This window comes from Streptomyces sp. NPDC092296 (genome assembly GCF_044755465.1).
In the GTDB taxonomy this organism is placed as follows: domain Bacteria; phylum Actinomycetota; class Actinomycetes; order Streptomycetales; family Streptomycetaceae; genus Peterkaempfera.
On the sequence record NZ_JBIVRB010000008.1, the window covers coordinates 207,377 to 220,948 of the forward strand.

General features: G+C 73.9%; 11 protein-coding genes and 1 riboswitch. Of the genes, 4 read left to right on the forward strand and 7 right to left on the reverse strand.

What is annotated here, in order from left to right; translation table 11 throughout:
- Nucleotides 1-86: 86 nt before the first annotated feature.
- Nucleotides 87-217: riboswitch (FMN riboswitch) on the reverse strand.
- A gap of 117 nt (nucleotides 218-334) precedes the next feature.
- Together ACIQGZ_RS19875 and ACIQGZ_RS19880 are read left to right on the forward strand one after the other, a co-directional pair.
- A complete protein-coding gene (locus ACIQGZ_RS19875) occupies nucleotides 335-2,065 on the forward strand; it encodes an FUSC family protein (protein ID WP_402603374.1) in 1,731 nt (576 codons plus the stop codon).
- A gap of 84 nt (nucleotides 2,066-2,149) precedes the next feature.
- Nucleotides 2,150-2,653 (forward strand): MarR family winged helix-turn-helix transcriptional regulator, encoded by a 504-nt coding sequence (locus tag ACIQGZ_RS19880; protein WP_402603376.1) that lies wholly within the window; start codon nucleotides 2,150-2,152, stop codon nucleotides 2,651-2,653.
- A gap of 67 nt (nucleotides 2,654-2,720) precedes the next feature.
- Here the strand turns inward: ACIQGZ_RS19880 and ACIQGZ_RS19885 are convergent, their stop codons facing one another.
- Both ACIQGZ_RS19885 and ACIQGZ_RS19890 read right to left on the reverse strand, forming a co-directional pair.
- Nucleotides 2,721-3,596 carry a fructosamine kinase family protein gene (locus ACIQGZ_RS19885; RefSeq protein ID WP_402603378.1) on the reverse strand — a complete coding sequence of 292 codons (876 nt, stop codon included), beginning with the start codon at nucleotides 3,594-3,596 and terminating at the stop codon, nucleotides 2,721-2,723.
- A gap of 108 nt (nucleotides 3,597-3,704) precedes the next feature.
- Entirely contained in the window at nucleotides 3,705-4,913 is a 1,209-nt protein-coding gene (locus tag ACIQGZ_RS19890) for a phosphatidylserine/phosphatidylglycerophosphate/cardiolipin synthase family protein (protein ID WP_402603423.1), read from the reverse strand.
- A gap of 313 nt (nucleotides 4,914-5,226) precedes the next feature.
- Here ACIQGZ_RS19890 and ACIQGZ_RS19895 point away from each other — a divergent pair, with 313 nt between their 5' ends.
- Entirely contained in the window at nucleotides 5,227-5,430 is a 204-nt protein-coding gene (locus ACIQGZ_RS19895) for a hypothetical protein (RefSeq protein WP_402603379.1), read from the forward strand.
- 11 nt (nucleotides 5,431-5,441) lie between these two features.
- Here the strand turns inward: ACIQGZ_RS19895 and ACIQGZ_RS19900 are convergent, their stop codons facing one another.
- Entirely contained in the window at nucleotides 5,442-8,015 is a 2,574-nt protein-coding gene (locus tag ACIQGZ_RS19900; RefSeq protein ID WP_402603380.1) for an ATP-dependent Clp protease ATP-binding subunit, read from the reverse strand.
- Nucleotides 8,016-8,355: 340 nt separating this feature from the next.
- Here ACIQGZ_RS19900 and ACIQGZ_RS19905 point away from each other — a divergent pair, with 340 nt between their 5' ends.
- The gene (locus tag ACIQGZ_RS19905) at nucleotides 8,356-9,087 is read left to right on the forward strand and encodes a DUF5995 family protein (RefSeq protein WP_402603381.1); all 732 of its coding nucleotides are present in this window, start codon (nucleotides 8,356-8,358) and stop codon (nucleotides 9,085-9,087) included.
- On the opposite strand, the gene ACIQGZ_RS19910 is transcribed toward ACIQGZ_RS19905, so the two are convergent.
- The 4 genes from ACIQGZ_RS19910 to ACIQGZ_RS19925 form a co-directional block, all read right to left on the reverse strand.
- Nucleotides 9,048-10,487, reverse strand: a complete 1,440-nt coding sequence (locus ACIQGZ_RS19910) for a GuaB1 family IMP dehydrogenase-related protein (RefSeq protein WP_402603383.1) — start codon at nucleotides 10,485-10,487, stop codon at nucleotides 9,048-9,050. The two genes, ACIQGZ_RS19905 and ACIQGZ_RS19910, sit on opposite strands and share 40 nt — an antisense overlap.
- 137 nt (nucleotides 10,488-10,624) lie before the next feature.
- On the reverse strand, nucleotides 10,625-11,290 hold the full coding sequence (rpe, locus tag ACIQGZ_RS19915; RefSeq protein ID WP_402603385.1) for a ribulose-phosphate 3-epimerase: 666 nt from the start codon (nucleotides 11,288-11,290) through the stop codon (nucleotides 10,625-10,627).
- Between the two features lie 102 nt (nucleotides 11,291-11,392).
- Entirely contained in the window at nucleotides 11,393-12,364 is a 972-nt protein-coding gene (locus tag ACIQGZ_RS19920; RefSeq protein WP_402603386.1) for an aldo/keto reductase, read from the reverse strand.
- 129 nt (nucleotides 12,365-12,493) lie between these two features.
- Entirely contained in the window at nucleotides 12,494-13,459 is a 966-nt protein-coding gene (locus ACIQGZ_RS19925; protein WP_402603424.1) for an ABC transporter substrate-binding protein, read from the reverse strand.
- Between the last annotated feature and the right edge of the window lie 113 nt (nucleotides 13,460-13,572).

Sequence of the window (13,572 nt, forward strand, 5' to 3'; positions counted from 1 at the left end):
AACGCGGACATATGCCGTGCCGGGCGCGATCGGGCGACCCTCCCCAGGGGGAGGCGCCGAGGGCGCACAGACCGGTCCGACGTCCGCCGCGCACTGCCTCCCATCCGGACTCTCACCGTCGGTCCAGGAATTTCACCTGGTCAACCGGCCGCTGGCTGCGGACGGGTCGCGGACTGTAACCGCCGGCTCGGAATTTCACCGACCCCGGAGTGCGCAAACGTCACTGGTACTGGAACACAGTGTGCCATGCGACGCACGGGGCCGGGGAGAGTCGCGGGCTGTGGGGTATCCCACAGGAATAATTTATCTGTAAAACACTTGGTAAGCTTCTCCTATGGCCTTCCCCTCTCTCCCGCTGCGCGGCGTCCTGCGCCTGGGCCCGGGTAGCGACATCTGGCACAAGCCCGCGCTCAGCGTGGTGGTCGCGGTCGGCGTCCCGGAGGTGGTGCTGCTGCTGCTCGGCCGCCTCGACCTGGCGTACTACACCTCCGCCGGCGCCATGTGCGCCCTGTACGCCCACGGCCTGCCCTACGCCCGCCGGGCCCGCACCCTCGCGCTGGTGGTGCTGGGCATGCTCGCGGGCGTCGGGGTCGCGCTGACCACCGCCGCGCTCACCGACTCCACGGCGGTGCGGGTGGCGGTCGCCGCGCTGCTCGCCGCCGCGCACAAGGCGGCCTGCGACGCCACCCGGGTCGGGCCACCCGGCCCGGTGGTGCTCACCTTCATGGCGGCCACCGGCGCCTTCGTACCGCAGCGGCTCGGCGACATCCCGCCGCACCTGGCGGTCGGCCTGGCCGCCGGGGCCTTCGCCTGGGCGGTCGGGATGGCCCCCGCGCTGCTCCGGCCGCACGGCCCCGAGCGGCTGGCGGTGGCCCGCGCCCTGGAGACCACCGCCCGGCTGCTGCGCACCCCCGCCGACCCGCCCGCCCGCGACCTCCACCGGGCCCGGCACGAGGCCAACGCCGCCGCGACCGCCGCCTGGCGGACGCTCCTCCTCGTCCCGGCGGGCCGACCGCACCTGGCCGCCCTGGAACGGCTGCTGCTCCGGGCCGAGTCGGCCTCGGCGGCCCCCCGGCGGTCCGCCGCCGAGGCCGACCGGCTGGCGGGCTGGGCGCATGACCTGCGGCGCGGCCGGGCCCTCCCCCTCCCGGACGCCACCGGTGGGTCGGGGGCCGGGTCGGGGGCCGGGTCCGGGTCGGGGGCGGGGGAGGGTGCCGAACCGGCCGGGATCGCCGCCGCCGAGCAGCACGCCCGCCGCGCGGCCGGGACCGGCGGCGGCCTGCGCGCCGCGCTGCGGGCGCTGCGCCCCGGCTCACCGCTGCTGCCGGTCGGCGCCCGGGTGGCGGTCGGCGCGGCGCTGGCCGGCTGGGCGTCGATGGCGGTGGGCGTGGGCCGCCCGTACTGGGCGGTGGTGACCGCCGCCTCCGTCCTCCAGGCCAACAGCACGCTCTCCTGGAAGCGGACCCTCCAGCGGGTGCTGGGCAGCCTGCTGGGACTGCTGGTCTTCACCGCCCTGGTACCGCTGGTCAGGATCGGGCCGGTGGCACTGGTCGCGGTGGCGCTGGTCTGCCAGTTCGCCACCGAGGCGACCGTCTCGCGCAACTACTGGCTGGGCAATGTCTTCCTCACCCCGATGGCGCTGCTGATGACCGAGTTCACCGGCCTGCGCCCGGCCGGGCCGCTGGTGGCCGACCGCTGGCTGGACACCGTGCTGGGCGCCGCCGCCGGGCTGTTCGCCTGCGCGGTGGTGGTCAACCGGCGGCTCGGCCGCCAGGTCGACACCGCCCTCGACCGGCTGGGCGTGGCGGCGGCCCAGGCCCGCGACGCACTGGCCGCCGACCGGCCGACCGCCGCCGTCTCGGCCCGCGACCAGCTGAGCGCCGCCCTGCTGGACCTGCGGGAGGCGGCCGACACCGCCGCCGGCGAGTGGTGGCTCGGCGCCCTGCCGCAGGACCGGATCACCGCCGCCGAACGGCACGGCCACCAGCTGCTGGCCGAGCTGGTCCACCGCCCGGCCGACAACCCCCGGCGCTCCGCCGTGTCGGCATCCGGCGGTCCCCAGTAACATCATCATCGCCGTGGCACGGCGGCCGCCGCGGTCTCCGCGCGGAGCGTGCCGACGGCCGTACGCGGAGAGGGGACAGCGCACGTGGAGGACGCCGTCGAGGTGGTGCTGCGCCAGTGGCAGGCCCTCTTCCCCCACCTCGATCTGGCACCGGTCGCGGTGATCGGCCGGCTGAACCGCTGCGCCGCGCTGCTCCAGCAGGTGTCCGACGCCCCGCTGGGCCGCGAGGGGCTCAGCCGCCCGGAGTACGAGGTGCTGATCGCGCTGCGCCGGGTCGGCGGCGAGCTGACCCCCGGCCGGCTCGCCCGGGAGACCTTCGCCTCCGGGGCGGCCGTCACCAAGCGGATCAAGCAGCTGGAGCAGCGCGGCCTGGTGGCCCGCCGCACCGACACCCGCGACCGCCGGGTCTGCCACCTCTCGCTCACCGACGCCGGTCTCGCGCTGGTGGACCGGCTGCTCCCCGCGCAGCTGTCGTACGAGAACGCGCTGCTGGAGGGGCTGCCCGAGGACCGGCGGCAGGAGCTGGCCGACGTACTGGGCGAGTTCCTGGTGCTGCTGGAGGGGCGGCTCGGCGGCCTGCCCGGCTGATCCGGCGCGGGGGTGCACACCGCCGCCCCGGCCGGTACGCCGGAGGGCCGGACCCGGTACCTGGTGGCTAGGAACGGAACGGCCTGAGCGTGGCACGGACCTGGTCCGCCGCACCCCAGTCGTGGTCGTACTGGGCGATGACGGCCAGGTGCTGCCGCAGCTGGATGATCGGCATCCTGGCGGGCCAGTCGTCGTCGAGCCCGGTCAGCTCCGCGTACCGCGTGAAGAACCGCTTCGCCTCGGGCGGGTGCGGCGTGCTCCACAGGTGGGCCAGGTCCACTTCGGCCCATGTGTAGGAGACCGCCGGGTCGATCAGAGCGGGCTGCCCGTCCGGGGTCGCGAGGATGTTGTGCGCCCACAGGTCACCGTGGGTCAGGCAGGCCGGCCGGGAGGGCAGCAGTTCGGGCAGCCGCTCGCACAGCCGCTCCAGCGCCCGCCGGTCCCCTTCGTCCAGCGCCGCCCGCACCCGGGGCTCCGGCAGCCAGCGCAGCAGGCGGCTCCGGGCGAAGAAGGCGTGACCGTCGGTGTCCCAGGTGTTGTCCTGCCGGCAGCTCCCCAGCCAGTTGTCGCGGGACCAGCCGAAGCGGTCGTGCACGGTGGTGGTGTGCAGCCGCGCGACGATGTGGGCGAGCCGCTCCCAGAAGTCCTCCCGGGCCGGACGCGCCGCCAGGACGGACAGCACCAGCACCTCCCGGTCCGCGCACACCACCTCCGGGGTGGCGGCCCCGCCCAGCTCGCGCAGCGCCCGGAGCCCTTCGGCCTCCGCTGCGAACAGGCCGTCAGCAGGCGTCTCCCGGAATGCCTTCACGAACACGGGCGGCCCCTCGCGGCGGGTCGCGATACCCGCGAGGGCGGCCACTCCCCCCTCGGCCAAGGTCACCGACACCGCATCGGTCAGCCCGGCCCGGCGCAGCCGGTCCAGAAGCAGGGAGGGGACGGACATGAGCATGCACGCTACACCGGGAGGGAGTCGGCTTTCTACCGCCCGACGTTCACCGCGGCTCAGGGCGGTCCGTGGCCCGTACGCCGGTGGACGCTGCCGGTCGGCGCGCTAGAGGAACCGGCGGATCGGCAGTACGGACAGTTCGCGCAGCCGCTGGGCGGGGCCGCGCCGGCTCCAGCGCTGCGGGTCCACCGGGTCGCTGCGCAGCAGGTCGGCCTCGAAGTCGGCGTCCAGCCGGGCGGTCAGCTGCTCGTCCAGCACCGCGAGCATGACCTCCTCGTCGTGCTCCAGCGACCGCCGGTTGACATTGGTGGAGCCCACCAGCGACAGCACCCGGTCCACCGTGACGACCTTGGCGTGCATCATCGTCGGCGCGTACTCCCACAGCCGTACGCCGCGCTCCAGCAGCGCCGCGTAGTGGTGCTGCCCGGCCAGTCGGCAGACCCGCTTGTCGGTGTGCGCGCCCGGCAGCAGGATCTCCACCCGTACGCCGCGCGCCGCCGCCGCGCAGAGCAGGCCGACGAAGTAGGCGTCCGGCGCGAAGTACGCCGAGGCGATCCTGATCCGCTGCTCGGCGCCGGTGATCGCCACCCGCAGCAGGGTCTGCATGTCCTGCCAGCCGATGCTGGCCGAGCCGCGCACCACCTGGACCACCGCGTCACCGGCCGGTCGGTGCTCGGTGAAGCGGTCGCACTCGTCGTACAGCTCGTCGTCGCAGCACTCCGCCCAGTTCTGGGCGAAGGCGGCGGCCACGCCGTCGACGGCCGGGCCGCGCAGCTCGACATGGGTGTCCCGCCATTCGTGCTCGTTGCGGGCGTCGCCGCACCACTCCTCCGCGATGCCCACACCGCCGGTGAAGGCGATCGTCTCGTCGACCACCAGCACCTTGCGGTGGCAGCGGTGGTTCTGCTTGAACGGCGAGAGCCACAGCGGCTTGCGGAACCAGGAGATCCGGACGCCCGCCTGCTCCATCAGGTCCAGCAGCTCGCGTTCGATCAGCCGACCGCCGAAGCCGTCCAGCAGCAGCCGCACCCGCAGGCCCTCGCGGCCCTTGGCGGCCAGCTCATGGGCGAACTGGTGGGCGACCTCGCCGCGCCAGTAGACGAAGGTCATCATGTCGACGGTCCGGCGGGCGGCCCGGATGCGGGCCAGCATCGCGGGGAAGATCTCGTCGCCGTTGCGCAGCGGGCGTACGGCGTTGCCCTCGGTGGCCGCGATGCCGATCAGCCGCTCCAGCCTGCGGCGCAGCAGCTGCCGCCGTTCGGACGTCGTCGCGGTGTCGGACGGCGGGGGCGTGGGGAGCTCGGGCAGCGACAGCGTCAAGTGGTCACCTCAAATGCGCGGCGGTCTGCTCCTACCTGCGCATTCCGCAGGTCCGAGACCCGTCTGCCCCCTCAGACCGGCCCCATGCCTGCGCCCTGGCCGGGGGCGCGGGAAACCGCGCGGACAACCACCGGACGGTGACCATGCAGCACCCCCGGCGGGCACGGGGACCTGTTCCAAGGGTGTCCGCGCCTCCGTAGCCGGTTGTTCGCGCAGTTCCTCGCGCCCCCGGGTCGTGCCTGGTCGGGCATTGCCCAGTCTCCGCGCCGGACGGCGACACCATGCCGGGCCGGGGGTGGAGGGCAGGGTGTGCAACGGGGCCGACGACGCGCCGGCGACCGCGTACGACGTGCACCGGCCGGCGGGCCGGAAGCTGTCGGCCGGGGCGGCCGAGCGTGAGGTGCCGGACCTGTGGGAGGGCGTGGTGGTCACCACGCGCATCCGCGCCGGGCTGGGCTTCCGCCCGCGCTACCCGTCGGTGTGGACGGCGCTGGACGCCGGGGCGCTCTGACCGGCCCGGGTTCAGGAGGCGGCGGCGGGGTCCGGGCCGACCTTGAAGGCGAGGCCGTCGCCCTCGGTGTCGACCTGGACCCGGTCGTAGGCGCTGAGCTGGCCGTCCAGCAGCAGCCGGGAGAGCCGGTTGTCGACCTCGCGCTGGATGGTGCGGCGCAGCGGCCGGGCGCCGTACTCCGGCTGGTGGCCCCGGCGGGCCAGCCAGTCGACGGCGCCCGGGGAGAAGTCGATGGTGACGTCCTGGGCCCGCAGCCGGCGCCGGGTCTCCTCCAGCAGCAGGTCGGTGATCTGCCGCAGCTGGCTGTCGGCGAGCCGCCGGAAGACCACGATCTCGTCGATCCGGTTCAGGAACTCGGGGCGGAAGTGGTCGCGCAGCGGGCGCAGGATGCGGTCGAGGCGCGCCTGGTCGGCCTCGCCGCTGTCGGCGGCGTCGGTGGCGCCGAAGCCGAGCACCGAGCCCCGGCCGCCGATCATCTCGGAGCCGAGGTTGCTGGTCATCACGATGACGGCGTTCTTGAAGTCGACGGTGCGGCCCTGGGCGTCGGTGAGCCGGCCGTCGTCCAGCACCTGGAGCAGCACATTGAAGACGTCGGGGTGGGCCTTCTCCACCTCGTCCAGCAGCAGCAGCGAGTACGGGTGGCGGCGGACCGCCTCGGTGAGCTGCCCGGCCTCCTCGTGGCCGACATAGCCGGGAGGTGCGCCGACCAGTCTGCTGACGGTGTGCTTCTCCTGGAACTCGCTCATGTCGAGCCGGATCATCCGCTCGTCGCTGCCGAACAGCGCCTCGGCCAGCGCCCGAGCCAGTTCGGTCTTGCCGACGCCGGTGGGGCCGAGGAAGAGGAAGCTGCCGATGGGGCGGTCGGGGTCGGCCAGCCCGGCGCGGGAGCGCAGCACCGCCTGGGAGACGGCGGTGACCGCCTCGTCCTGGCCGATGACCCGCTGGTGGAGATGGGCCTCCAGGCCGAGCAGCCGGTCCTTCTCCTCCTGAGTGAGCGAGCTGACCGGGATGCCGGTCTGCCGGGAGACGATGTCCGCGATGTCCTCGGCGGTGACCTCCGAGACGCGGTCGTGGAGGTCCTGCGGGCGGTTGCGTACCTCGTCGATGCGGCGGGTCAGCTCCACGATGCGGTCGCGCAGGTCGGTGGCGCGCTCGTACTGCTCGGCGGCGACGGCCTGGTCCTTGTCCCGGGTGAGCTGCTCGCACTCGCGTTCCAGGGCGCGTACGTCGGTGGTCTTGGTGCAGGAGCGCAGCCGGACCCGGGCGCCCGCCTGGTCCATCAGGTCGATGGCCTTATCCGGCAGGAAGCGGTCGGTGAGGTAGCGGTCGGACAGCTCGACGGCGGCCAGCAGCGCTTCATCGGTGTAGCGGACCTGGTGGTGGGCCTCGTAGCGGTCGCGCAGACCGCGCAGGATCTCCAGGGCGTCGGCGGGGGCCGGTTCGGGGACCAGCACCGGCTGGAAGCGGCGGGCGAGTGCGGCGTCCTTCTCGATGTAGCGGCGGAACTCCTCCAGCGTGGTGGCGCCGATGACATGCAGCTCGCCGCGGGCCAGCGCGGGCTTGAGCATGTTCCCGGCGTCCATGCCGCCGCCCTCGGCGCCGCCGCCCGCGCCGACCACGGTGTGCAGTTCGTCGATGAAGACGACCAGTTCGTCGGAGTGGGTGCGGATCTCGTCGATGATGCCGGTCAGCCGCTCCTCGAAGTCGCCCCGGAAGCGGGTGCCGGCGATCACCCCGGAGATGTCCAGCTGGATGACCCGGCGGCCGAGCAGGGTGTCGGGCACCTCGCCGTCCGCGATCCGCTGGGCCAGGCCCTCCACGATGGCGGTCTTGCCGACGCCCGCGTCACCGATCAGTACGGGGTTGTTCTTGCCGCGCCGGGAGAGCACCTCGACGGTCTGCTCGATCTCCTCGTCCCGGCCGATCACCGGGTCGATCCGGTCCTCGCGGGCCAGCTCGGTGAGGTCGCGGCCGAACTTGTCCAGGTTGGGGGTGCCGTGCTGGGCGGGCGGGCGGTGCTCCGCGCCGGGGGCGGCCGGGCGCTGCTGGCCGGGCGGGACGGCGCCGGGGTCGAAGCGGGCGGCGCTGAGGATGTGGCCGGCGGCGGAGTCGCTGTTGGCGGCCAGCGCGGCCAGGACGTGTTCGGGGCCGATGTAGGAGGCGCCGGTGGAGCGGGCCATCTCGTGGGCGTCCATCAGGGCGCGCTTGACGGCGGGGGTGACGGCCAGCGAGTTCAGCTGGGGCCGCTCGGCGTCCTGCGGCAGGGTGTCGCCCGCCTGGGCGTCGATCTGGGCGGCCAGGGCGTCCGGGTCGGCGCCGGCCTGGGCGACCAGGTCGCGGGTGGGCTCCACGGCGAGGGCGGCGCGCAGCAGGTGCTCGGTGTCCAGGTCGGTGCTGCCGTGCTCGGCCGCGTACGCGGCGGCGCCCGCGACCAGGTTGCGGGTGGGCTCGCTCATCAGCCGGCCGATGTCTATCCGCCGGGGGCCGGGCTGGGGGGTACCGGCACCGCCGCCGAAGAAGCGTGCGAGGAACTCTGCGAACGGGTCCGGACCATAGCCCTCCGGACCCATGAACCCGCTGCTCATAGCCGTCCGTTCCGCCGTCCCGGCGAGGCTGGGACACGCTGTGCTGGTAGGCGTCGTCCTGGCGCGGGTGCCCGTCCCGGGCTCGGTTACACCTGGGGCGCGACCCCCTTGGCCTGAAACTACCCGATATGCCCGCACAAGGCAGCACAACCGCCCCCCGCCGGACCAGGGGCGCGAGGAACTGCGCGAACAACCACCCACCGAGCAGCACACGACCGCACACCCCGCGCCGCTACCACAGTGGTCGGTCCCTCGCGCCCCTGGCCGAACGGCCCGGTTCCTCCGGCCCCCGACGGGGTGGCGGCGTGAGGTCGGCGGGGCGGCTTGGGAAGGTGGGCGCATGATGGTGGACGGTGTGGTGGCGCGGCTGCGGGAGTTGGACGGCGAGCTGGCCCCCGGCGACGGGGTCGCGGTGTTCAACGGGATGTACCTGGCGGTGACCGAGGAGGTACGTGACCGGTTGGCCGGGGGCCGGTTCGACGACCCGGCGGCCGTGGCGGAGCTGGATGTGCTGTTCGCCGGCCGCTACCTCGCGGCCGTCGCCGCCGACCAGGCCGGCCGCCGCCCCGCCGCCTGCTGGCGCCCGCTGTTCACCGCGCGGCGGCAGCCCGGCGTGCACCCGGTCCAGTTCGCCCTGGCCGGCATCAGCGCCCATGTCGAGCACGACCTGCCGTTGGCGGTGGTCGACACCTGCCGCAGCCGCCGCTGCCCGCCGCAGCAGCTGTCCGCCGACTACCACCGGATCAACGACGTGCTGGCGGACCTGGAGGCCCGGGTACGCGAGCAGCTGATGCCCGGCCCGGACCCGCTGGAGGCGGCCGACCCGCTGACCCATCTGGTCGGCTGCTGGAGCCTGGACCGCGCCCGGGACGCCGCCTGGGCGAGCGCGCAGGCGCTCTGGGCGCTGCACCGGCTGCCGCCCGCGTACGCGGCGCTCGCCACGGCGCTGGACGAGTCGGTGGGGGCGGTCTGCCGCCGCCTGCTGACCCCCCTCGTCCGGCGCCGCAGCGGCGGCGGTCAGGACCAGGGCGGTCAGGACCAGCTGGAGTGCAGCGGCTTGCCCTCGGCGTAGCCGGCCGCGCTCTGGACGCCGACGATGGCCTGCTGGTGGAACTCCTCCAGCGAGGCGGCCCCGGCGTAGGTGCAGGAGCTGCGCAGCCCGGACACGATGCCGTCGATCAGGTCCTCGACGCCGGGGCGGGCCGGGTCGATGAACATCCGGGAGGTGGAGATGCCCTCCTCGAAGAGCCCCTTGCGGGCCCGATCGTACGCCGACTCCTCGGAGGTGCGGTTGCGGACCGCGCGGGCGGAGGCCATGCCGAAGCTCTCCTTGTACTGACGGCCGTCGGCGGTGGTCTGGAGGTCGCCGGGCGACTCATGGGTGCCGGCGAACCAGGAGCCGATCATGACGTTGGAGGCGCCGGCGGCCAGCGCCATGGCCACGTCGCGCGGGTGCCGTACGCCGCCGTCCGCCCAGACGTGGCGGCCCAGGCGGCGGGCCTCGGCCGCGCACTCCAGGACGGCGGAGAACTGCGGGCGGCCGACGCCGGTCATCATCCGGGTGGTGCACATGGCGCCGGGGCCGACGCCGACCTTGAGGATGTCGGCGCCCGCCTCGACCAGGTCGCGCACCCCGGCGGCGGAGACGACGTTGCCCGCCACCACGGGGACCTGCGGGTCCAGGCCGCGCACCGCGCGCAGCGCGTTGAGCATCGACTCCTGGTGGCCGTGCGCGGTGTCCACCACCAGGACGTCGGCACCGGCCTCCAGCAGGGCCTTGGCCCGGCCGGCGACATCGCCGTTGATGCCGACGGTGGCGGCGACCCGCAGCCGGCCGGCCGCGTCCACGGCGGGGGTGTAGAGGGTCGCCCGCAGCGCGTTCTTGCGGGTGAGGATGCCGACCAGCCGCCCGTCCGGCCCGACGACCGGGGCGAGCTTGCGGTGGCCGTCGTTCAGCCGGTCGAAGGCGGCGCGCGGGTCGATGCCGTCCTCCAGCAGCAGCAGATCGCGGGACATCACCTCGGAGAGCTGGGTGAAGCGGTCCACGCCCTGGCAGTCGGAGTCGGAGACCACGCCGACCGGCCGGCCGTCCTGCACCGCGACCAGCGCGCCGTGGGCGCGCTTGGGCAGCAGCGACAGCGCCTCGCCGACGGTGGCGGTCGGCGGCAGGGTGAGCGCGGTGTCATGGACCAGGTGGCGCCGCTTGACCCAGGAGATGACGTCGGAGACGACCTCCAGCGGGATGTCCTGCGGGATGGCGGCCAGGCCGCCCCGGCGGGCGACGGTCTCGGCCATCCGGCGCCCGGCGACGGCGGTCATGTTGGCCACCACCAGCGGGATGGTGGTGCCGGTGCCGTCGTGGCTGGACAGGTCCACGCCGTGCCGCGATCCCACCGCCGAGCGGCTGGGGACCATGAAGACATCGTCGTAGGTGAGTTCGTAGGCAGGCTTGATGTCGTTCAGGAAGCGCATGCGGGGGTCTCCGGCTGGGCTTGGGGGCGGGGGCGGGTACGCCTCGGGCACAGGTCGGGGGCGCGCGGGCGCCCCGCACCCGACCGTCCATCATCCGGTACGGGGGTGGGGGGCGCCAGTCCCGGGGAGGTCGGCCGTCAGTGGCTGCAGGCGGCCGCGGCCTGCTTGCGCAGCTCCCGGACGGCCTCGGCCGGGTCGGCCGCGCCGTACACGGCGGAGCCCGCCACGAAGACGTCCGCCCCGGCCTCGGCGCAGCGCTCGATGGTGGTGGTGGAGACCCCGCCGTCGACCTGGAGCCACAGCTGGAGGCCGTGCCGGTCGATCAGCTGCCGGGCGCGGCGGATCTTGGGCAGCATGATGTCGAGGAACGGCTGTCCGCCGAAGCCGGGCTCCACGGTCATGATCAGGACCATGTCCAGCTCCGGGAGCAGGTCCTCGTACGGCTCGATGGGGGTGGCCGGGCGCAGCGCCATCGCGGCGCGGGCGCCCTTGGCCCGGATCTCGCGGGCGAGCCGGACGGGGGCGGCGGCGGCCTCGACGTGGAAGGTCACCGAGCCGGCGCCTGCCTCGACGTACTGCGGGGCCCAGCGGTCCGGGTCCTCGATCATCAGGTGGCAGTCCAGGGGCGTGTCCGTCGCCCGGCTCAGGGACTCCACCACGGGGACACCCAGGGTGAGGTTGGGTACGAAGTGGTTGTCCATGACGTCGACATGGAGCCAGTCGGCGCCGCGCACCGCCTCGGCCTCGTCGGCGAGGCGGGCGAAGTCGGCGGAGAGGATGCTCGGGTTGATCTGCACGGCCATGGGATCAGTATCGCGCGGCCCACTGACAGCCGGACGACCGGCCGGGTGCCGACCGGCTGCCACCCGGGCCCGGCCGGTCGGCCGGGCCCGGGTGACGCGGTGTCACCAGGCGTAGTCCTCCGGGGCGGCGCGGTGGCCGGGGAAGATCTCGTCCAGCCGGTCCAGCGTCTTCTGGTCGAGCCGGACGTCCAGCGAGCGCAGCGCGGCGTGCAGCTGGTCCAGGGTGCGCGGGCCGACGATGGGGGCGGTGACGGCGGGCCGGGTGAGCAGCCAGGCCAGCGCGATGTCGCCGGGCTCGTGGCCCAGCTCGGCGCAGAGGTCCTCGTACGCCTCGATCCGGTCGCGGTGCCGCTCCAGGGTCTCCTGGGCGCGGCCGCCGGTGCGGCGGACGCCCTCGCGCTCCTTGCGCAGCACGCCGCCGAGCAGTCCGCCGTGCAGCGGGGACCAGGGGATGACGCCCAGCCCGTAGTGCTCGGCGGCGGGCAGCACCTCCAGCTCGATGCTGCGCTCCATCAGGTTGTACAGGGACTGCTCGCTGACCAGGCCCAGGTACTTGCGGGCGTCGGCGGTCTCCTGGGCGCGGGCGATGTGCCAGCCGGCGAAGTTGCTGCTGCCGACGTAAATGATCTTGCCCTGGGCGGTGAGCACCTCCATCGCCTGCCAGATCTCCTCCCAGGGGGCGGAGCGGTCGATGTGGTGCATCTGGTAGAGGTCGATGTGGTCGGTCCGCAGGCGGCGCAGGCTGGCGTCGCAGGCGCGGCGGATGTTGAGCGCGGAGAGCTTGCCGTCGTTGGGCCACTCCCCCATGTCGCCGTAGAGCTTGGTGGCGAGGACGGTGCGCTCGCGGCGGCCGCCGCCCTGGGCGAACCAGTTGCCGATGATCTCCTCGGTGCGGCCCTTGCCCGCGTCCTGCCCGTAGGTGTTGGCAGTGTCGAAGAAGTTGACGCCGTGCTCATGGGCGGTGTCCATGATCTGGTGTGCGTCGGCCTCCTCGGTGAGCGGGCCGAAGTTCATGGTGCCCAGGCAGAGCCGGGAGACGGACAGGCCGGTACGGCCGAGATGCGTGTACTCCATGGCCTCCACCCTGGTCAGCGGAGCGCGGCTTGTCCAGGGTGCCTGGTGCGTACGGAACCCGTACCACCCGGGCGGCGGCCCCGCCGCGCGTCGCCGGGTGAGCGGCGGCGCGCGGCGGGAGTCGGGGGGTCAGGACAGTCCGGCCGACTTCAGCCACTCGGTGGCGACGTCCAGCGGGTCCTTCTTGTCGGCCTGGACCTTGGTGTCCAGGTCCAGCAGGGTGGCGGTGTCCAGCTTGGCGGAGACCGCGTTGAGCGCGTCCACGCCCTCCTGCGGCAGGTCGGCCTTGCGGACCAGCGGCACCGCGTTCTGGAAGCCGAAGAGGTTCTTCGGGTCCTTCAGGGTGATGAACTTCTCCTTGGCGATGGTGTAGTCGGTGGTGAAGATGTCGGCGACCTGCACGTCGTTCTTCTGGAGCGCCGCTTCCGACAGCGGGCCGCCCGCGTCCAGCGCCTTGAAGGACTTGAACTCCAGCCCGTAGACCGACTTGAGTCCCTTGAGGCCCTGCTGACGGGTCTGGAACTCCGGGGAGCCGCCGATCACCAGGTCATGGGCGGCGTCGGCCAGGTCGGCTATCGAGGAGTCGGCCGTCAGGTGGTACTTGGCGGCGGTGGCCGCGTTGATCGTCAGGGAGTCCTTGTCCTCGGCGGCGGCGTGCTGGAGCAGGCCGAGCGCCGGGTCCAGCTTGGCGGTGGCGGCGGCGTCGGTGGCGTCGGCCGAGTCCGGGGTGGCGGCGGGGTCCAGGTAGGCCAGCAGCGCGCCGTTGAACTCGGGCAGCACGGTCAGCGTGCCGTTCTTCAGGAAGCCGTAGGTGGTCTCCCGGGTCCCGATGTTGGGCCGGTAGGAGACCTTGAGCCCCTTGGCCTTCAGTGCCTCGCCGTAGATGTCGGCGAGCAGGATGCTCTCGGCGAAGTTGTTCGATCCGACGACGATCTCGCCTGCGGCCGCCTTGTCCGGTGCGAGCGGGTTCTTGTCCCCACCGCCCCCGGAGGAGGAGCAGCCCGCCAGCAGGGCGGCCGCGGTGGCTGCTGCGGTGGCGGTGGCGAGGGCGGCGGCGGCGCGGGTGCGGCGGCCGTGCGGGGCGGTGTCAGTCACGGTGTCCATTTCGGCGTAGATGGTGGCGGTGCTCCCCGGCGTCTTGGGCCGGGCCGCCGGTCTTCGATCCTGATCGGTCGCGGTGGCGCGGAGCCAGGTGGTTCCATGCCTTG